The organism is Kamptonema formosum PCC 6407 (assembly GCF_000332155.1).
Taxonomy (GTDB): Bacteria; Cyanobacteriota; Cyanobacteriia; order Cyanobacteriales; family Microcoleaceae; genus Kamptonema; species Kamptonema formosum.
On record NZ_KB235904.1, the window covers coordinates 2,250,903 to 2,270,891 of the forward strand.

General features: G+C 42.8%; 12 protein-coding genes. 8 read left to right on the top strand and 4 right to left on the bottom strand.

The window, feature by feature from the left end; genetic code table 11:
- The first annotated feature begins 186 nt into the window (after nucleotides 1-186).
- Nucleotides 187-1,512 carry a hypothetical protein gene (locus OSCIL6407_RS0126835; RefSeq protein ID WP_007357927.1) on the top strand — a complete coding sequence of 442 codons (1,326 nt, stop codon included), beginning with the start codon at nucleotides 187-189 and terminating at the stop codon, nucleotides 1,510-1,512.
- Here OSCIL6407_RS0126835 and OSCIL6407_RS0126840 read toward each other — a convergent pair.
- Entirely contained in the window at nucleotides 1,499-2,005 is a 507-nt protein-coding gene (locus tag OSCIL6407_RS0126840; protein WP_007357926.1) for a phytanoyl-CoA dioxygenase family protein, read from the bottom strand. The genes OSCIL6407_RS0126835 and OSCIL6407_RS0126840 overlap by 14 nt on opposite strands.
- Nucleotides 2,006-2,305: 300 nt before the next feature.
- Here OSCIL6407_RS0126840 and OSCIL6407_RS0126845 point away from each other — a divergent pair, with 300 nt between their 5' ends.
- From OSCIL6407_RS0126845 to OSCIL6407_RS0126865, 5 genes are all read left to right on the top strand, one after another.
- Nucleotides 2,306-3,697, top strand: coding sequence for a hypothetical protein (locus OSCIL6407_RS0126845; RefSeq protein ID WP_007357925.1), 1,392 nt, complete (start codon nucleotides 2,306-2,308; stop codon nucleotides 3,695-3,697).
- Nucleotides 3,698-3,821: 124 nt separating this feature from the next.
- The gene (locus tag OSCIL6407_RS37965; RefSeq protein ID WP_267879564.1) at nucleotides 3,822-3,950 is read left to right on the top strand and encodes a hypothetical protein; all 129 of its coding nucleotides are present in this window, start codon (nucleotides 3,822-3,824) and stop codon (nucleotides 3,948-3,950) included.
- Between the two features lie 368 nt (nucleotides 3,951-4,318).
- Nucleotides 4,319-7,546, top strand: a complete 3,228-nt coding sequence (locus OSCIL6407_RS0126855) for a DUF4347 domain-containing protein (protein WP_007357924.1) — start codon at nucleotides 4,319-4,321, stop codon at nucleotides 7,544-7,546.
- Between the two features lie 560 nt (nucleotides 7,547-8,106).
- Nucleotides 8,107-11,532: a DUF4347 domain-containing protein gene (locus OSCIL6407_RS0126860; RefSeq protein WP_007357923.1), complete on the top strand. Its 3,426-nt coding sequence runs from the start codon at nucleotides 8,107-8,109 to the stop codon at nucleotides 11,530-11,532.
- 345 nt (nucleotides 11,533-11,877) lie between these two features.
- Entirely contained in the window at nucleotides 11,878-15,702 is a 3,825-nt protein-coding gene (locus OSCIL6407_RS0126865; protein ID WP_019487891.1) for a DUF4347 domain-containing protein, read from the top strand.
- 60 nt (nucleotides 15,703-15,762) lie between these two features.
- On the opposite strand, the gene OSCIL6407_RS35660 is transcribed toward OSCIL6407_RS0126865, so the two are convergent.
- On the bottom strand, nucleotides 15,763-15,930 hold the full coding sequence (locus tag OSCIL6407_RS35660; protein ID WP_007357921.1) for a hypothetical protein: 168 nt from the start codon (nucleotides 15,928-15,930) through the stop codon (nucleotides 15,763-15,765).
- A gap of 97 nt (nucleotides 15,931-16,027) precedes the next feature.
- Nucleotides 16,028-16,522, bottom strand: a complete 495-nt coding sequence (locus OSCIL6407_RS0126870; RefSeq protein ID WP_007357920.1) for a hypothetical protein — start codon at nucleotides 16,520-16,522, stop codon at nucleotides 16,028-16,030.
- Nucleotides 16,523-16,874: 352 nt separating this feature from the next.
- Here OSCIL6407_RS0126870 and OSCIL6407_RS0126875 point away from each other — a divergent pair, with 352 nt between their 5' ends.
- Together OSCIL6407_RS0126875 and OSCIL6407_RS0126880 are read left to right on the top strand one after the other, a co-directional pair.
- Nucleotides 16,875-18,203, top strand: a complete 1,329-nt coding sequence (locus OSCIL6407_RS0126875) for an AAA-like domain-containing protein (protein WP_007357918.1) — start codon at nucleotides 16,875-16,877, stop codon at nucleotides 18,201-18,203.
- Between the two features lie 20 nt (nucleotides 18,204-18,223).
- The gene (locus OSCIL6407_RS0126880; RefSeq protein ID WP_148288937.1) at nucleotides 18,224-18,607 is read left to right on the top strand and encodes a P-loop NTPase family protein; all 384 of its coding nucleotides are present in this window, start codon (nucleotides 18,224-18,226) and stop codon (nucleotides 18,605-18,607) included.
- A 12-nt stretch (nucleotides 18,608-18,619) separates the two neighbouring features.
- On the opposite strand, the gene OSCIL6407_RS33025 is transcribed toward OSCIL6407_RS0126880, so the two are convergent.
- A complete protein-coding gene (locus tag OSCIL6407_RS33025) occupies nucleotides 18,620-19,900 on the bottom strand; it encodes a transposase (RefSeq protein ID WP_019486963.1) in 1,281 nt (426 codons plus the stop codon).
- Between the last annotated feature and the right edge of the window lie 89 nt (nucleotides 19,901-19,989).

Genomic DNA, 19,989 nt, shown 5'->3' on the forward strand with positions numbered 1-19,989 from the left:
AAAAATTGTTTGACCTCTCCCCCAACCCCTCAACCGCATAGAGAGGGGAAGAAAAGGGAGGGGCTTTAAGTTTTTCACCTTTTTTAGGTAAAACTTGCGTAAGTCCTGACTAAATATCTTCCTTTGGATCGATCTAAAATTAAGCTAATTAGTATTAAGATCCAGCTCAAATTAAGAGAGTAAATTGTGGAAGCTATTCTGGAAAGAGCTTGGGAACTCAAGCAAAATTTAATAGACTTTGTGCTAGACGCAGAGGGAGAGTTAGCGGTAGCTTTAGAAGCCTATATAGCGGCGGGTTCGGCGCGCGATCGCTATGACATCGCCCAGCAAAATCAGTTAGTGGACAGTTTTCTCGTCGAAGGTAGAGTCGGAGAGCAAACTCCTCTGGATCTATTTATCGCTCAGGCAGAGTTAGAAGAGAGCGATCGCCAATTATTAGACAACTGGCGGCGCAGCTTTATCGGCTTATTTGAAATTAGCCAAATTTTACCCGATGGCTTCGAGTTAATTAACTGGCTAACGGCAAAACACTACACCGTTAAAGTCAATAGTTCTGAAACGCTCAAAGATACGGCAAAACTAAAAGTAGGGGAAATTTTGCTGGTTCGGATTGCCCCCGTGAGCGATAGTTACTGGATGTTTTCTGGCCCTCATATTTTAATGGGAAAATTGGGTAAACCTAAACTAGCTGTCGCTATTGGTAACTTCAAGCAGAATCATAAAAATGCTCTTTATAGCGATGCTCCAGAATTGTTAGAACAGGCGTGGCAGTCAGTCGAACAGTATCACCAAGATTTTACGGATTTTTTTGGTAGCGATGAAGTCAATCTTTCGGGATATCACCTCAATAAAAAGATTGCTGAATTTCAAGAAGTAATTACCAAAAAACGCCTAGCTGAAGCTGGCATTGACAATTCCAAATCTCTGGACGAAATAGCAACAGAATCGGGAGTTGATGCTACAGAACTCAGGGCCGCAGCCACAGAAATGGGTGCTGATGCCGATACAGTCGATCGAATGTTAGGCAAGCCAGACTCGAAAATGGTGATGCCCAAAATTGACTTGCCTGATACTCTTAAAAAAGCCGAACAGGTAACGGCTATTTCTCATCCTCGTTGGGGTCAGATGTTTTTACCTACCTACACTCAAGTCACAGCTCTGTTAAAAACCGAAGACTGGCAAAGCTTACCTAATGCTAATAAGTTAGTTCGCTATTACTTGGAAGATGCGACGATTAATGCTTTCATCTGGCAGCGTTTAGCCCAAACTTACCCAACTCAACTAGAAAAAGTTTTGCAAACAGTATTAGAGCGGCCAGATTTTAATTTGGAGCGCGATTTAGAGCAACTTTTACAAACATACAATAAACCGTTAGAGCCGGAACTGCCAGAAATTGCCAGCGTTCCCCTGCACTTGCATAATTTATTTCAAGAGGCTATGGCTGAAGTTAATAAGTCCAAGTCTAAGTCAGGGGATAAAAAGAAAGGTGCTAAAGGCTTTAAATCCTCTTAGTTCTCCTTGATTTAACTGTGATGTCGCTCAGGTAGAAATGGGCGGTACAAATCCACACTGGTAGTTGAAAATTGGGATCGAAAAACACAGTTTCGGGAACTGGGACTAAGAGCTGATCTGTGTGGACGCGCCAACCATCATAGCCGGGAAAACTTTTCCAGGCAGTCATGCCGATCGCGTGACATCGATCGCCCATCAATGCCTCTGCTAAGTCTACGATTCCGGGTCGATCGAGGTAGGAAAGCCAGAGGCGATCGCGATTGAAAACGCACTTGAAACGATCGTTAAGTTCGCTCCAACTACTGCCATCTAAACCGAAGGGTTGGAGGCGATCGATCGCTGCGCGGGCTGCCGTTACTTCCTCAGCGTTGAGTACGTTGGGGATCGGTACATAACCGTCCTCGTGCATCGCCTCGATCGCGATCGGGATATCGTTGAGCGCTAACGTCTTCTGCCTATGGGTGAAAGATTCGCTCACCGCCGCTACGTTCATGGTTTCAATTTAGTTGAAGAACAAGAGCTTTCCTATCTACAGCCTACGCGATCGCCAGGCAAAAATCCAGCCTGGTGCTGTGGGAAATGCTCTGAACCGCTGAGTTTGACTATGTTCGCTCGTAAGACTGAACTTTTTCTGTCTATACTCACTTAAAATTATTGCTATGAGGGAATAGTAAGTTATAACAAAATAGGAGCCTTGCCAGGAGAAGCCTCAAGCAAGCTGTTTGCAGTCTGCCACAGCTAACCCCTACAGAGCTACTATTAGATCAATCAAATTAAAATGAGCTAAGACGCTATGGTAACTCGCGGCTTTTTATCTTCAGGCAAAACTAAAAAATCTAAAGTGATGCCAACTTCCAGGTTCACAAGTGATTTTTCGGAGGCTACTAAAAGTGAATTCAGAATAAAATTAAACAGTTTGCAGCCTACTGTTTCAGAAGCGCAGGAAATCATCTACCAGTTTTTTATCGATCTGGTTCGAGACAGTTCTCCAGATGTGGTGCTGGCAGAATTTAAGCATTTATTTATTGAGCCTGTCCCCTCAGCTAATACCGAGGCAATTTGGGCGCTCAAGATCGTGATCGAATCGCAAAATGAGGCCGAGTTCAAAAATTTATTCAAGCGTTGTTGCTATATTATCCTCAATAACTGGGTAGGACGGCGCAATTACCAAATAACTCAAGACTTAATTCAACTGGTTTCAAATTGGCAAAACCACCACCTTCCCTCAGACAATCACTTCCAACAAATGAGAGCTTGGCTGGCAAGTTTTGTCAACAGTCAAGACTACCAAGAAATCAAGCTATTTGTTTCTAGATATGACGAGAATTGCGTTCAAACTAACTGGACTGAGCGCTACACATCTTTTTTGCTCGCTCCTCAGTATGTAGATGAAAAAAACCCCATAGAACAGCGCCAAGCAGCTCAAAAATTCTCCAAGCAACTCAAAGAGAAATTTAAGTTTGAACTGGCACTTTATACCGCCCACGCTCAAGCTGGTGATTTTAAAGATTCTGCTTTTGAAAATCCTACAGTTTTAGGAGATGAAGTTCTACTTTTAATTAAAAATATTGTAGCTAGGCGGGGCTTGTTGAGCTATGCCAGCTTAGCCAAAACTTTTCTCGCCCAAATCAAAAACATTAACTATAAGGAGTTCAAAAAAAGTTTATTAATATATTTGTTTCATTCCACTGAAAAAGAGACTCCCTTAGTTAAAACGCTGAAAACTTTGATACTTAAGAAAGTAGATAATCTTTATGAAACTTATGATGCTGAAACAATTAACAACTCTCTAATTTTGATGACTTGCAACAAAGTCATCAAGATTTTAACGCTGGAAAAAGTAGGTAGCCCTTCCCCAGTATTTACATTGTTAGTATCTCAAAATAATCCTTTAACTTTGGCAGTTATGCTGCTCAAGCTGGTTTTGATCTCCCCTAATTCTAGGACACATTTAGAAGTTTGTATTGCCCTGTTAATTGGTCATTATCAAAAGAAGGCACCCGATAAATGTCAGGGGTTTATTAAGTTCTTAGAAATCTGCAAAATCGCCCTAACTATTTATGCGGAAAACGTTCAGTATAACTTAGTTAAGATGTCAGCAAACGATCGAACTAATCCAGAAGTTGTAGATCTAGATAGCTATCGAGTTTTTTCTCTGCATAAAACTCCTCCCAAAAAAGAATAAACTTAGTTCAATTGTCAGGTGGGCGATCGCCTCTCTCAAAAATTAAAAATGTAAAATTAAAAATTAAAAATTTAATTAATTTCGTTTTTGATTTTTAACTTTTAATTTTTAATTGGATTTAGCTATGAGTTACAGGCGATTGGCAGCGATCGCCCACCCTACGTTTAATTATGTCCGATCGCTTAGAGAAGCTAGGGCGTGTTTTCAAACAACCATCAAGAGAATGCAGGCGATCGCGATCGTGGCTGTATAATTTGCTGCAAGCTTTTCCCCTCAGGTAGCAATATTATTAGGATTTACACAGGTCGTCCCAGAAACCGGGTTTTTGAGACGACCTGTGGGTCAAAACGAAGTATTTTCGTCAAAAAACCCGGTTTCTTTGGTTGGATGCGTAAGTTCTAAATCTGCCTTCTGCCTCCTGCCTTCTGCCTTCTGCCTCATGCCTCCTGCCTCCTGCCTCCTGCCTCCTACCTCCTGCCTCCTGCCTCCTGCCTCCTCTCTCCTGCCTCCAAGAGTTCATTAGCGATCGCTACTTACGCTCACCTATTGTTAAGATACAAGGGGTTTAAAAACACGCCCTAGACCAGCTACAAAGCTAACCACTTTTTGGGAATTAACAGGATGTCTACTTCTGCATCAACCAATTTGCAATACTCGATTTCACAATCTCCATCGGGATCGATTGTCTTCATTGACTCCAGCTTAGATGACTGGCAAACTTTAGCCGCAGGCGTACCTGACGGTGTAGAGTGTATCAGCATCGATCCCCACAAAAATGGTATTGAACAAATCACTTCAGAATTGCAAAAATATGCTTCTGTTGGCGGAAGTATTGACGCAGTTCACATTATTTCTCACGGTAGTCCTGGCAAGTTGCAGCTAGGTTCTACTGTTCTAGCTAGTGACAATTTAGAACAATATACTAGCCAATTCCAAAAGTGGCACAGCGCCCTATCCGCTCAAGCAGATGTTATGCTTTATGGCTGCGATGTTGCCGCAGGTGAAGGCATTGACTTCGTACAGAAATTAAGTCAATTAACTGGTGCTGATGTTGCCGCATCTACTAATACAACAGGTAGCAATGGCGACTGGAATTTAGAGTTTGTTAAAGGTGAAATTGAATCGTCTTTAGCTGTGAAACCAGAGGTATTGGCAGGTTATAAAGGTGCTTTAGCCACTCTTACTGTTAGCAATAATAATGATAGCGGTGCGGGTTCCTTGAGGGCGGCAATTGCATCGGCTACCTCTGGAGATACGATTGTATTTGCCCCCAGTTTAGCTAATCAGACAATTGTGCTTACCAGCGGTCAACTGGTTATTGACAAAAACTTGACTATTGACGGTGCTGCTGCTACGAATTTAACAATTAGTGGCAATAACGCCTCTCGTGTTATGGATGTAGGCGGCGTTACTTTTACTGTTAAAAATCTAATTATTGCCAATGGTAAGCTTACGGGTAGTGACGAAACTACAGGTGCAGGTGCAGGGATTCGTGGCGGCAACAGCAGCAATTTAACAGTAGATAATTGCCAATTTAAAAATAATATTGCGGGCTTTGCTGGAGGAATTTATACTGGATTCAAAAGTACCAATACTGTGACCAACAGTATTTTTGAGGGCAACGACGGCACATCGGCTAATAAAGAACAAGGTGCAGGCGCGATCGCAACTAAAAGCGGCAGTTCTCTCACAGTACAAGGCTCTACTTTTAGTAACAATAAAGGAATTAACGGCGGAGCAATCAATAATCTTTTAAGTAATCTAACAGTAGAAAACTCAACTTTTCTCAATAACGATACGACGGCTGGCAGTGGTACAAATACCAATGGTTATGGTGGTGCAATTTACACCGATGGGGCGAGTGAAATTACCGATGACTCTATGGGCGGCACGATTACTATTCGCAACAGTCGCTTTGAAGGGAATAAAGGAAAAGGGCAAGGGGGGGCAATGTTTCTGTTTGCCTATCCCCCCGATAAGGTGGCAATTGAAGGCAGTATTATTGTAAATAATCAGGTACAAAAAGGCTCTGGAAATGATGCTTTGGGTGGGGGAGTACGGATTGGTAACGGTGCTTATACTATCAGCAAAACTACTTTTGCTAACAATGTAGCTGAGGCTCAGGGCGGTGGTTTATGGGTAGGAGAAGAATCTCCCGGTACGATTACTAATACTACATTTTTTGGGAATCAAGCAGTAGATGCAGGAAATAGTGCTAGTGGTTTAGGCGGCGGGTTATTTTTCGCGACTACTAGCAATCAGAAGATTATAAATACAACGATTGCTGGGAACAAAGCGGGCAGCGAAGGCGGGGGAATTGTTGGCAGCACTAATGTCACGTTAACTAATACAATAGTTGCCAACAATACGGGAAATAATGAGTTTAATAACAAGCAAAATGCCTCGGATGGAAAAGGGTTTTCTCAGAATCCAGCACCTTACTTTACTGATGGTGGTGGTAACTTACAGTGGCCGGCAATTACCAATAATTTCAATAATGGCAATATTACAGCTAATGTCTTGCAAGCTGACCCAAAACTGGGCCCATTGCAAGAAAATGGTGGCGGTTTGCAGACGGTGGCATTGCTAACAGGAAGTGCGGCAATTGATGCAGGTAAAAATGCAGATGCGCCTGCTACGGATCAGCGTGGTGCAACTCGGCCTCAAGATGGTGATAGTAATGGGAGTGCGATCGCAGATATCGGCGCTTACGAGTTTTCCCTCACCCCAGTCCCCACGCCAACGCCAACGCCTACACCTACACCAACGCCTACACCTACACCTACACCCACGCCTACAGCAACGCCAACGCCTACACCTACACCCACACCCACAACAACACCTACACCTACGCCAACGCCTACACCAGTTAGTGACAGTTGCCTTTGCGATCGCTTCCCTCTACCCCGTACCAGCAGCATCGTTACTCCCAACACCCCCGATAACGCCGTTAGTGCCACTAACTCTAATGATTTACTGATGGGTAGTACAGCTAACGATGCGATCGATGGACTGGGTGGGAACGACACAATTTACGGCATGGAAAATGATGACAACCTCAGTGGCAGCAGCGGCAGCGACGAACTATTTGGCAACACAGGAAATGATTACATAGACGGCGGTACAGAGCAGGATACCATTTATGGAGGCAAAGATGGCGATGCTATCATTGGCGGCAATGGCAATGATTTGCTGCGGGGAGATAGTGACAACGATACTATTTTTGGTGGCAGCGATAGCGATAGCATTTTCGGCGGTAAAGACAACGATCTATTATTAGGTGAAAATGGAAACGATACCATCTACGGCAACTTAGGAACTGATAGCATTCTCGGCGGAGATGGCAACGATTTAATCTTTGGTAATGAAGATGCAGATTTAATCCTTGGCGACATTGACAACGATACAATCTATGGAGGAAAAGAGAATGATACCCTCTGCGGCGGTGACGGTAACGACCTATTATTGGGTAATAATAACGACGATCTAGTTGATGGTTGTATTGGAGATGATACGATCTATGGCGGCAAGGAAAATGACAGCTTGACTGGTGGTAGTGGCAACGACTTTCTCAGTGGAGATCTAGGTAATGACACTCTCATTGGTGGTTCTGGTAACGATGTATTTCTGTTAGTAGTAGGTCAGGGAAGCGACACAATTTTAGATTTTCAACAAGGTCAAGATTCAATCGGGTTATCTGGGGGGTTAACATTTGGAGAACTCGCGATCGCCTCTAACAATAATGTGACTTCGATCGCTATTGCCAGTAGCGGTCAAATTTTAGCTACTCTCAACGGAGTGGCGGCGGGTGCGTTGACCATTGGAGATTTTAAGACTGTCATAATTTAATCGAACTGACGATCGTAAGTTCAAGGACAATTTCTCAAAATGCGGAACTCAGAGACTATATTTTCCGTCATGGTTAATGTGCTCTGCTATCGACCTGATTTTATAGCAACCGCCAAAGTATTTAGGAGGTTATTATAGCAACTGCTATGGTAACTCTTGACAATTTATTGTTTTTAGAACTTACGCAGGGAGTCCCAGAAACCGGGTTTTTTGAGAGCATCTGTGAGTCATAACGAAGTATTTTCGTAAAAAACCCGGTTTCTTTGCTTGGGTGCGTAAGTCCTATCCTAATTATCTTGCGGTTGCTATATAGCAACCTTCTTGGCAGTTAGGACGTTCTGAATTCATAAAACAATTGATTCTCTATCCCTTCTTCCCCTTCTTTCCCTAGTCCCTAGCCCCTAACCGCTGAAAGCGGTTGTCATAATTGTTGAAGTCATTACTTTTATTGCATCTACATTCTCTCCAAGATACCTAAATTCTTCTTAATTCTTCGTTTTTCTTCTTCTATATTATTCCAGATGTGTATCTACAAGTAAACACTTTTCTGGGTTAACAGGATGTCCATTTCATCTGTATCAATCAATTCGCAATCTCCAAGTCAAAATCTCCAATCTCAATCGATTATCTTCATTGATTCCAGCTTAGATAACTGGGAATCTCTAGCAGCAGCAGTTCCTAATGGGATTGAGTACATTATTATCGATAGCAACAAAGATGGCATTGAACAAATTACCACAGAACTACAAAAATATGCTGCTATTCATGGAAGTATTGATGCAGTTCATATTATTTCTCATGGTAGTTCCGGTAGTTTACAACTAGGAAATACTTCTCTTAGTTCAGATACTTTAGAGCAGTATAAAAACCAATTGCAAAAATGGCAAAGCATACTATCTGAAAAAGCAGATATTATGCTTTACGGCTGCGATGTTGCCGCAGGCGAAGGGGCTAATTTTATTGAGCAATTGAGCAAATTAACTGGAGCTGATATTGCGGCATCCACCGATAAAACCGGGGAAGGGAGCAACTGGAACTTAGAGTTTTCCCAAGGTCAAATTGAAGCTAATTTAAGCTTAAATCCTGAGATAACAGCCAGTTATAAAGGCGTTTTGGCAGCTAATGAGGTTAGCAATAACAATGATAGCGGGATTGGTTCTTTAAGAGCTGCGATCGCCTCGGCTGTCGCAGGTGATACGATTACTTTCGATCCCAGCCTTGCCAACCAAACGATTACCCTGAGTACAGGTCAACTTATAGTTGATAAAAACTTAATTCTTGATGGTGCTGCTGCTGCCAATTTAACCATCAGTGGTAATAATGCCTCGCGGGTAATACAAACAGCAAGCAGCACAAATGTCACCATCAAAAATCTAATTATTGCTAATGGGAATGTCAGCAGTAATTCTAATGACGAAGCTACTGGTTCCGGTGGGGGAATTCAAACTGGAAGCAATAGCACTTTAAGAGTAGAAAATTCTCAAATTAATAACAACATTGCTGGGTATGGCGGTGGTGGAATTTATACTGGTTTTCGCAGTACAACTACTATCATCAACAGTAAATTTGATGGCAATGATGGATCGCTAGGAAAACAAGAACGAGGTGGAGGTGCGATCGCAACTAAAAGTGCAGGTTCTCTGACAGTACAAGGCTCTACTTTTACTAAAAATAAAGGTAGTAATGGCGGTGCAATTAATAGTCTTTTAGGCACTTTAACAGTAGAAAACTCAACTTTCATCAATAACGATACAACCGCTGGCAGTGGTGTAAATACTAATGGTTATGGCGGTGCAATTTACACTGATGGAGCCAATGCTTCTGGGCCAGATTTTCAGCATGGGCCTGTGGGTGGGACAATTACTATTAGCAACAGTCGGTTTGAAGGAAATAAAGGAAAAGGACAAGGGGGGGCGATGTTTCTGTTTGCCTATCCCCCCGATAAGGTGGCGATTGCAGGCAGCATAATTATCAACAACGAGGCGATCAAAGGTTCTGGAAACGATGCTTTTGGTGGCGGAGTACGGATTGGCAATGGTGCTTATACGATCGCTAATACTACATTTGCTAACAATATAGCTGAGGCTCAGGGTGGTGGTTTATGGGTAGGCGAAGAATCTCCAGGTACGATTACTAATAGTACCTTTTTTGGAAATCAAGCCGTAGCTTCATCTAGTAATACCAGTGGTTTAGGTGGCGGATTATTTTTCGCGACTACTAGCAATCAGAAGATTGTAAATACAACGATTGCTGGGAATAAAGCTGGCGGCGAAGGCGGAGGGATTGTTGGCAGCACGAATATCACGCTGACTAATACAATAGTTGCCAATAATACGGCGAATAATGAGTTTAAGAATAAGCAAAATGCCTCGGATGGAAAAGGGTTCTCCGAGAATCCATCGCCTTATTTTACTGATGGTGGCGGGAATTTACAGTGGCCGGCAATTACCAACAATTTCAATAATGCCAATATTACAGCTAATGTCTTGCAAGCTGACCCAAAACTGGGCCCGTTGCAAGAGAATGGTGGCGGTTTGCAGACGGTGGCATTGCTAACAGGAAGTGTGGCAATTGATGCGGGTAAAAATGCAGATGCGCCTGCAACGGATCAGCGTGGTGCAACTCGGCCTCAAGATGGTGATAGTAATGGGAGTGCGATCGCAGATATCGGCGCTTACGAGTTTTCGCTTACGCCAGTCCCCACGCCTACTCCTACGCCTACACCCACGCCAACGCCAACGCCAACGCCTACACCTACACCTACACCCACAGCAACGCCTACACCCACGCCTACACCCACACCAACAACAACACCAACGCCAACGCCTACACCTGCACCTACACCTGTATTTGCACCTGCGCCTGCGCCGAGTCCAAAAGAAGACACCGCTTGCCTGTGCGATCGCTTCCCCACTCCTGATTTTAGTAGTGGCGATATTATCCCCAAAATCGCCGACAAAACCCTCAGCGGCACTGACTTTGATGACTTTCTAGTTGGTGGATCTGACAGCGACGCGATCGCAGGATTTGGTGGCAGCGACACCCTAATTGGCATGAGTAATAACGACAACATTTATGGCGAAAATGGTAACGACTTCTTGTTAGGTAATGAGGGTGCTGACTTCATCGACGGCGGCGACAACGACGATCTCATTTTTGCAGGCAAAGACAATGATGCTGTTTTAGGCGGCAACGGCAATGATACTCTCTTGGGGGATTTGGGAACAGATACCCTCCTTGGCGGCGACGGCAATGATTGGATAACTGCAAATTTCGGCGATGATTTTATTGAAGGCGGCAACGGCGACGATTTAATTTTTGGAGGCAAAGATAATGACATTATCTTAGGTGAAAATGGCAACGACAAACTATTAGGTGATAGCGGAGATGACACGCTCATTGGTGGGTTTGGCAACGATAGCGCGACTGGCAATGACGGCGCAGATTTTATAGACGCAGGTTTTGGGGATGATGCCATTTTTGGGGGCAACGATAATGACATTATCAAGGGTGAAGATGGCAATGATTTCGTCTCTGGCGATAGCGGTGATGACACTCTCTGCGGTGGCGGTGGCAGTGACATTTTATACGGCGGAGATGGCGATGATGTTATGGATGGATGCACGGATAATGATACTCTCTACGGCGGCGCAGGAAACGATCTTTTGACTGGCGGCGGCGGTAATGATTTTCTGAGCGGAGATATGGGAGATGATACTTTAATTGGCAGCACTGGCAGGAATACATTTGTGTTAGCATCTGGTCAGGGAAATGACACAATTGTTGATTTTGAAAAAGGTCAAGATTTGATAGGGTTAGCAGGCGGACTTACTTTTGCTCAGCTTAGCATCACCGCTAGCAACAGCGAAACTTTAATTAGCCTTGCTAGCACTGGTCAATTATTAGCTACTCTTCAGCGTGTATCATCAAGTTCACTCAAATCTGAGGATTTCACTGAGGCGATAGTTTTTCCTGATTTGTTATAGTATTAGGAATATAGCGGTTTTCAGTTTGCTAATGGCTAATTGCTAATTGCTAATGGCTAATTGCTAAGTAGTCGAAAATCAACAAGCATAGCTATGTCATTGCGAGCGAAGCGAAGCGAAGCAATCGCAAGGCGTTGAGATTGCTTCGCTTCGCTCGCAATGACAATATTTACTTGCAATGACAATGTTTACTTGCAATGACAATGTTTACTTGCAATGACAATGTTTACTCGCAATGGCAATGTTTATTTTTGTCCAGCTACTTAACAGTTAACCGTTAACAGTTAACAATACAGCGACTCCGGGGGCGTATCTACCAGTACAAACCCTTCAGGAGTATGCGAAATGACTGCAACTTTGACTCCGGCAACTTCACTGTCTGCCTTTCAACAAAATCCCTCGAAATCTCTTGTCTTCATTGACTCTGGTATAGATGACTATTCAACTCTCGCTGCTGGCGCAATTCCAGGTGCAGAAGTCATCTTTTTAGATCGGAATCGCAACGGCATTGAACAAATTACTTCCGCATTGGAAAAATTTGCTACTACGGGAGAATCTATTGGTCAAATTCACATTTTTTCTCACGGAAGTCCCGGCAGTCTGCAACTAGGTTCTGCTGTTCTTAACTCCAACACTTTATCACAGTATCAAGAGCAATTAAAACAGTGGAAATATGCACTGAGCGATCGAGCAGATATCATGCTTTACGGTTGCGATGTTGCCGCAGCAGAAGGCGCTAATTTTGTTGAGCAATTCAGTCAATTAACTGGGGCTGATATTGCGGCATCTACTGATAAAACAGGTAGTGCAGCTTTAGATGGCGACTGGAATTTAGAGTTTATTAAGGGAGATATTGAAGCCTCTCTAGCCCTTACACCGCAAGTAATGGCAGCTTACAAAGATGTTTTAGCAACCATTACCGTTACCAATAGTAATGATAGCGGGCTTGGTTCTTTAAGAGCTGCGATCGCCTCGGCTACTGCGGGAGATACAATTCAGTTTGCTGCCACTCTAGCTAATCAAACGATTACCCTCACAACGGGCGAACTTGCCATCAACAAAACCCTGATTATAGACGGTGCTGCTGCTGCCAATTTAACCATCAGTGGTAATAACGCTTCGCGGGTAATCCAAACGGGAGCTACCACAAGTCTTACTCTCCGCAACCTAATAATTGCTAATGGTAAAACTCCTGGCACTGACCCTAACAATGAGGCAACTAGCGCGGGCGGCGGCATCTTAACTGGCAATAGTAGCACTTTAATTTTAGATAATTGCCAAGTTAACAATAACGTCGCTGGTTTCGGTGGTGGTATCTATGCAGGCTTTCAAGGTACTACTACTGTAATTAACTCTCGCTTCACCGGCAATAACGGCTCTTTAGCGGCTAATACTGAGCGTGGTGGTGGTGCGATTGCAACTAAAAGTGCAGGTTCTTTGACAGTACAAGGCTCCACTTTTACTAACAATAAAGGTACTAACGGTGGAGCAATCAACACTCTTTTGGGTAGTTTGACCGTAGATAACTCAACCTTCACTAATAACGATACAACCGCTGGTACTGGTGGCAATACAAATGGTTATGGCGGTGCAATTTACACCGATGGAGCTAATGCTTCTGGGCCTGGTTTTACTCCTGGATCTGTCGGCGGTACTATTGCTATTCGTAATAGCCGGTTTGATGGCAATAAAGGAAAAGGACAAGGCGGGGCAATGTTTTTGTTTGCCTATCCTCCTGATAATTTAGCGATCGAAGGCAGCACAATCGTAAATAATCAGGTGACAAAAGGCTCCACTGGAGATGCTTTAGGTGGCGGCATCCGAATTGGAAATACTGCCTACACTATCAACAATACTACCTTTGCTAATAATGTTGCAGAGTCTCAGGGTGGCGGTTTGTGGGTGGGCGAAACATCTCCAGGTACGATTACTAATAGTACCTTTGTGGGCAATAAAGCGGTAGATCCAGGCAATACTGCTAGTGGTTCAGGCGGCGGATTAATATTCGTTACTACCAGCGCTCAGAAGATTGTAAATACAACGATTGCGGCTAACCAAGCGGGAAGTGAAGGCGGCGGGATTGTAGGTGGCACTAATGTCACGCTTGCTAATACGATTGTTGCCAATAATACGGCTAATAATGCCTTTGGCAATAAGCAAAATGCCGCAGATGGACAAGGATTTGTGGCGAATCCAGCACCTTACTTTACTGATGGCGGTGGTAATTTACAGTGGCCTGCGATTACCAATAATTTCAATAATGCCAATATTACAGCTAGTGTCATACAAGCTGACCCCAAACTTGGCCCTTTGCAAGATAATGGTGGTGGTTTGCTAACGGTGGCATTACTAACAGGAAGTGCGGCAATTGATGCCGGAATTAATGCCGGAGCACCCACGACTGACCAAACTGGCGGCATTCGACCCCAAGATGGTGATAGTAATGGGAGTGCGATCGCAGATATCGGCGCTTATGAATTTCCTGGTGCAATCCCGGAAATTCAGGTACTAGATAGTTCAACGGATATTGTTGACAACACAACCGTACCCCTGAGTTTTGGCAGCACTCCTGTGGGTACTCCGATCGCGAAATCTTTTACTATCAAGAATCTGGGCAATGCTGCTCTCAATTTAGGTACGATCCAATTACCTGCGGGTTTTTCTGTAGTCGGAACCCCCCCGACTAGCGTAGCGGCGTTGGGTTCGGCAACTTTGCAAATTCGCCTTGATGCTGGCGTTGCAGGCACTCCTACGGGTGAGATTTCGTTTACTAACAACGATAGCAACGAAAATCCGTTTAATTTTGCGATCGCGGGTACTGTTGTTGCTGCAACACCAACGCCTACACCAACGCCAACGCCAGCGCCTACACCAACGCCTACACCAACGCCTACACCAACACCTACACCAACACCTACACCAACCCCTACGCCTACACCAACGGGGACACCCACACCCACACCAACGGGCACGCCAACGCCTACACCAACGGGTACACCCACGCCTACACCAACGGGCACACCCACACCTACACCAACGGGTACACCCACGCCTACACCAACGGGTACACCCACGCCTACACCAACGGGCACACCCACACCTACACCAACGGGTACACCCACGCCAACGCCAACGGGTACACCCACGCCAACGCCAACAGGTACACCCACACCTACACCTACACCAAATCCAGGCACAGAGACTTGCCTTTGCGATCGCTTCAGCAGTCCCGCACTCAGCACTAGCAGCTTTGTTCCCAACCCAGTTCAAAACACTATTGAGGGTACTGTCGGCGACGAAACCTTGACGGGAACCACTGCCAACGATGCCATCAATGCTGGTAGTGGCAATGATGTTGTTTACGGTTTTAGTAGCAATGACAACTTATCTGGGAGTAACGGTAACGACGTATTATTTGGAAATGAGGGTACTGACTACTTAGACGCTGGGATAGGTAACGACACCGTTTATGCAGGTAAAGACAATGACGTTGCGATCGGCGGTGGAGGTAACGATTTCCTGCGGGGAGATTTAGGCAATGACACAGTTTTCGGCGGTGCAGGTACTCAAACGATTTTTGGAGGCAAAGATAATGACATTTTATTGGGAGAAGATGACGACGATCTGATCTATGGCAACTTAGGAGATGACACCATAGATGGCGGCAATGGCAATGATTTAGTGTTTGCTAATGAAGGTGCAGATTTAATCTTTGGTGGCAGTGACAACGATACCGTTTATGCAGGCAAAGACAATGACACTCTTTGCGGCGGAGAGGGTAGCGATCTACTTTTTGGCAACAATAATGATGATGCTGTCGATGGTTCTGCTGGTGATGATACTGTCTATGGCGGTAAGGGAAATGATAGCGTCTACGGTTGCACTGGTAATGATACCCTTAGCGGCGATTTGGGCAATGATACTCTGATTGGTGGGAGTGGGAATGATGTTTTTATTTTCTCACCGGATCAGGGCAATGATGTAATTACTGACTTTCAAAAAGGTCAAGATACTATAGGATTAGCGGGAGGTTTGACTTTTGAACAGCTTAATATTTCTTCGGGTAGTAGTGTGACTACAATCAGTTTTGCTAGCACGGGTCAAGTGTTGGCTACTGTTAATGGAGTTGGGGCTAATACTTTGGGTGCGGAAGATTTCAGGGTGATTTAGTGAGGAATTAGGAAAGAGTATCAACCCCCTTTTAAGGGGGTTTTTGATTTGTGTCCGTTTTTAATTGAGGATTAGGACAATGGTGAGTGCGATGACAAATATGATGATGAAGTTTAGCATCGGTTCCGAACGATTGATGTACTTTTCTTTATCGCATTTTAAGCAGATGTAGTGGTCGGCATCTTGTGAATTTCTCACCCAGTTACAGAATGTTTCATCGCATTTCATTGTTGTGTTTCCTGTTAAATAATCAAATTTGTAGGGGCGGGTTCGCCAAAATCTTTGATTTCCACGCCGGGATTTCATAAACCCGCCCCGCCTATACTTAAAGAGGGAATGAACGAGTGGGAATTAGTAACATTAAGCTACCCATCCAGTTACCAATTTCTACGGCAATTACTTGTTCATTGCAGATATTTCCCCAGTAGCGGACGCGATCTAAAAATTTGCTTAAATTCTGGCTAAGTCCTTGCGCGTCGGTGAAGGATTTAATTAAGAAAATGTCTTCTTCTACTAATTGATTAGCGGGATTTTCCCACATTCTTAATAATCCATTGGCAGCGGTTGCGCCGCCGAATAAGCGAGATTTTTCACTCATTAAGGATTTGCCTTGGGCGAAGTGGGAATCTGGCCAATAGGTGGCGATATAGTAATCTGCCACTTTAATTTTGGCGGGGTAGTTTGCGACTATTGCTTTAATGGGTTGGGGAAGGGTTTGTAGTAGGGTAGTCATGGGTGTTGGTTGTGATTGTTGAAGGGCCGTTTTGATGGTGGAGTTGGTTTGAGCCATTTCTGTTATGATTTGTTGTAGGGATTGCATGATTTTTTATCCTTGGGTAGTAGAGATGTAATTGCTTACCTCTCTGGTTAATTTAGTTAGAGTTTGGGGTCGGAAAGTACGATTTTTTGGGTATCGGGAAAGCCACCTAAATAGAAGAAACTGGCAGCCTGGTATGTTCACATCATCCAAGATTTCCATTTTTAATAGGTGTCAAAATGTATTTTGTTAATTGATGAAATTTGGCACATAAATCTATAAATGTAATAAAAAGTAGAATGATTTTTTGGCTAAAAGCAAAAAAGTAAGAAAAAGTAGCGAAAATGCTCTTACCCTTGTCAGAGTAAAGGTTAGGAGTTAAACTCACAGAGTAATCTATATATCTGGTAATGCTATGAATCCCAGTACAGACATCACCTGGAATGAGGCGAAAGAATTAGCTAATACAGTTCTCTTTGCAAAAACGGGCGATTATCTGACTCCTCTTGAAGAGAAGGTGCTTTATACAGCTTACGCAAATGAGAGGTATGATACCATTGTCAACACAATGTGGAGTATTGATTACATCAAAGGAGTTGCCAGCCAATTATGGAAAAAACTGTCAGAGGCTTTAGGAGTAGATAAAGGAGATATTAGTAAGACAAAAGTTCGCGGTGTTATTGAGAGGGAATGGAAGAAGAGAAATAAACTTCATTTATTTGGTGATGGACAATTGTATTTAGATCGTCCCCCCATTGAATCTGATTGTTATGATAAAATTCGGGAAACTGGTGCTGTTATTCGCATCACAGCACCACAGTACACGGGTAAAAGTTGGCTGCTAAATCGCATTCTTGAACACGCCAGAGAAAATGACTGTCAAACTGTAATCTTAGATTTTAAACTAGCGAACAGTGCCGTAGTTTCTGAATATTCCAGATTTTTAAAATGGCTATGTAGCAATGTTAGCAGAGAGTTAAACTTAGATAATAAACTAGCTGATTTTTGGGATGATGATTTATACGAAGCTCACGACAACATCACAATTTATTTTGAAAAATATTTGCTGGCAGAACGCACTAAACCTCTAGTGATTGCGTTAAAAAATGTCGATTTAGTTTTTGAAATAGATGATTTTAGAACGGATTTTTGTGGGTTGCTTCGGTACTGGAGCCAACTTTATACAGGAGGTAATGAAGCGGCTGAAATTTGGCGGCAATTTCGATTAGTCATTGTTCACTCGACTGATATTTACGGCTCTTCAAATTCAAATATTGACTTCTCTCCTCTTGAGGGTGTAGGCTTAACTGTTAAATTACCAGATTTTACCCCCGATCAAGTGCTAAAATTAGCACAGCATTATCAACTAACTTTACAAAAGCCACAAATTGAGAAATTTATGGCTATGTTTGGCGGACATCCTTATTTAGTGCAAAAGGCTCTAATCCATCTAAGAAATAATCAAGTTTCCCTAGAAAAACTTTTAGAAATTGCCCCAACTGAAGATCAAAATAGTCCTTTTAAAAATCACTTGCGAGAATACTTAGCTGCTCTTAATAAAAATTCTGAACTAGCAGCAGCTTACCACGAAGTTGTTATTAACCCGCACCCCGTGAGATCAGAAAAAAATTATACCTTTAAACTGGAAAGTATGGGATTAGTACAAGTACAAGGGAATGATTGTTTACCGAGGTGTGGCTTGTACCGTCAATACTTCTCAGTTTGGCTGAAATCTAATGAATGAAAGTAATTAAGGTAATTCCTATGAGTTACAAATACATCTACGAAGCAACTTTACTACCAGATACAGAAACCTATGTCACGCGAGATGCAGACTCCCAAATCTATGCTGCTTTGAAAGAGGGAAAATATTGTCATGTTTTTAACTCTCGTAAAACTGGAAAATCGAGTTTGCGAGTGCAAGTAATGAATCGGTTAAAAGCAGAGCAAATTCACTGTATTTTCATTGATGTTTCTCCCAGTGGGAGTCAGTCAGGTACTCCCGATAAGTGGTATAATGGCATTTTACTTAAACTCAATGAAGAATTATCAAGCCGTGTTAATTTGAAACAATGGAATAATGAATATGACTGGCTATTGCCGATAGACCGATTGAGTGAGTTTGTTAAAAGTGTATTGTTACAATAGTCCGGACAGTTTTTAAGCAGCCAGAGTACCATAAGACAAGACTGAGGGGAGGTTAGGATGATTTAAAATCAAGTCCTTGTCTAAATCTAACTTGCTAATAAATGTATAAAGTAGATGCCGATTGAATTCCAGGCGTTTATAGGAGGCCATTGAAAACACGAATGGATGGGCAGACAAGTGGCGATTAGAGGCTTCATATTTGGCTAAATTTAAGGCCGCTAGGCTGGCATTAAAATGAAAATCAAGCCGTTGGCTATTCACAGATTGACAATCGGACAAACCAGTAAATTGTTTGGCATCCCGAAAAATGAATTCAATTTGAAAACGAGCTTGATAATACTCAAGTATTTGCTCAGCCTTGAGATTGATATCGGTACTAAACAATAAAACATTTTTGGTTTTACCGTTAGCTTGAAGCTCAGATATACAAGCCAAACGGATTTTGCATTTTAAGCAACAACTCCATACTAATAATGAATAAAGCTTAACTCCTGGCTTAATTTCTTTGACGAAAGTTAGATTTTTCAAATTATTGCAGTCAACTTTACCATCATATTTACGAGGAGCGCCGAATTTATTCCTTGCTCCGGTATAGAGGTAATTCAGGTTGGCATCAACCCTTAATCTACTAATCAAATTGAGATCTGACTCCCGAACAGCATCCCAAAATTTAGCGCGGTAATAATAGCCATCAGCCACCAAATAACGTACAGATTCTGGCAACAAAGAACGAGTATTTTTTAAATGCTTTGCATAGTCGTCAACTCTTGTTATATCAGGTGTTAAGGTTTCAGATACCTGTTTTTTACTCCGTTTTTTTAAGTTTCTTTTCCGAGTAAAAATTAGGGAGTTTTTCGGTGGTTCTGTGGTCGGACGCGAAAGAGTTTGTTGCACGCTTAAACTATAGGAAATATGAGTTTCAATTTCGACAACAGAAATCACAGAAATTTCTAATCCTTGTTCAGCTTTTCCCGCAATACCATTATAAAAATAACCTTTTCCCTCAGTATGTTTACCACTTTTTCTCAAAAAAGAACAATCAATAACGGCAATAATTGTGCGTTCAGGATTCAAGGCTTTTTTAATAAAATATTTAGAGAATTGCTCCCAGTCAAACTTTTTTAAAAAATGCCGCCGATAAGTTTTTTCAGTGGCAGGACTATAGCGGCCCAGATTGGTGAAGTTCACTTTGCCATAAACCAGCACGATTGTGGAAAGTAAAGTCATTATAAACTTTTTTTGGGCTTGACTCACCCCGGACATTTGTTGTAAGATGGATTCAATAATGTTCATAAGGCAGTCTGTTAAGCTCAGTTTTTTTAAGCTTAACCTAAAGAGTGTCTTTTTTTCTGCCTTTGAGATTCAAATTTTACTTACTTTTT

Excerpts from the sequence above, each read along its gene's own strand:
- OSCIL6407_RS0126840 (WP_007357926.1), bottom strand. The coding sequence starts at position 2,005 with ATGAACGTAGCGGCGGTGAGCGAATCTTTCACCCATAGGCAGAAGACG.
- OSCIL6407_RS0126845 (WP_007357925.1), top strand. The coding sequence starts at position 2,306 with ATGGTAACTCGCGGCTTTTTATCTTCAGGCAAAACTAAAAAATCTAAA.
- OSCIL6407_RS37965 (WP_267879564.1), top strand. The coding sequence starts at position 3,822 with ATGAGTTACAGGCGATTGGCAGCGATCGCCCACCCTACGTTTAATTAT.
- OSCIL6407_RS0126855 (WP_007357924.1), top strand. The coding sequence starts at position 4,319 with ATGTCTACTTCTGCATCAACCAATTTGCAATACTCGATTTCACAATCT.
- OSCIL6407_RS0126860 (WP_007357923.1), top strand. The coding sequence starts at position 8,107 with ATGTCCATTTCATCTGTATCAATCAATTCGCAATCTCCAAGTCAAAAT.
- OSCIL6407_RS0126865 (WP_019487891.1), top strand. The coding sequence starts at position 11,878 with ATGACTGCAACTTTGACTCCGGCAACTTCACTGTCTGCCTTTCAACAA.
- OSCIL6407_RS35660 (WP_007357921.1), bottom strand. The coding sequence starts at position 15,930 with ATGAAATGCGATGAAACATTCTGTAACTGGGTGAGAAATTCACAAGAT.
- OSCIL6407_RS0126870 (WP_007357920.1), bottom strand. The coding sequence starts at position 16,522 with ATGCAATCCCTACAACAAATCATAACAGAAATGGCTCAAACCAACTCC.
- OSCIL6407_RS0126875 (WP_007357918.1), top strand. The coding sequence starts at position 16,875 with ATGAATCCCAGTACAGACATCACCTGGAATGAGGCGAAAGAATTAGCT.
- OSCIL6407_RS0126880 (WP_148288937.1), top strand. The coding sequence starts at position 18,224 with ATGAGTTACAAATACATCTACGAAGCAACTTTACTACCAGATACAGAA.
- OSCIL6407_RS33025 (WP_019486963.1), bottom strand. The coding sequence starts at position 19,900 with ATGAACATTATTGAATCCATCTTACAACAAATGTCCGGGGTGAGTCAA.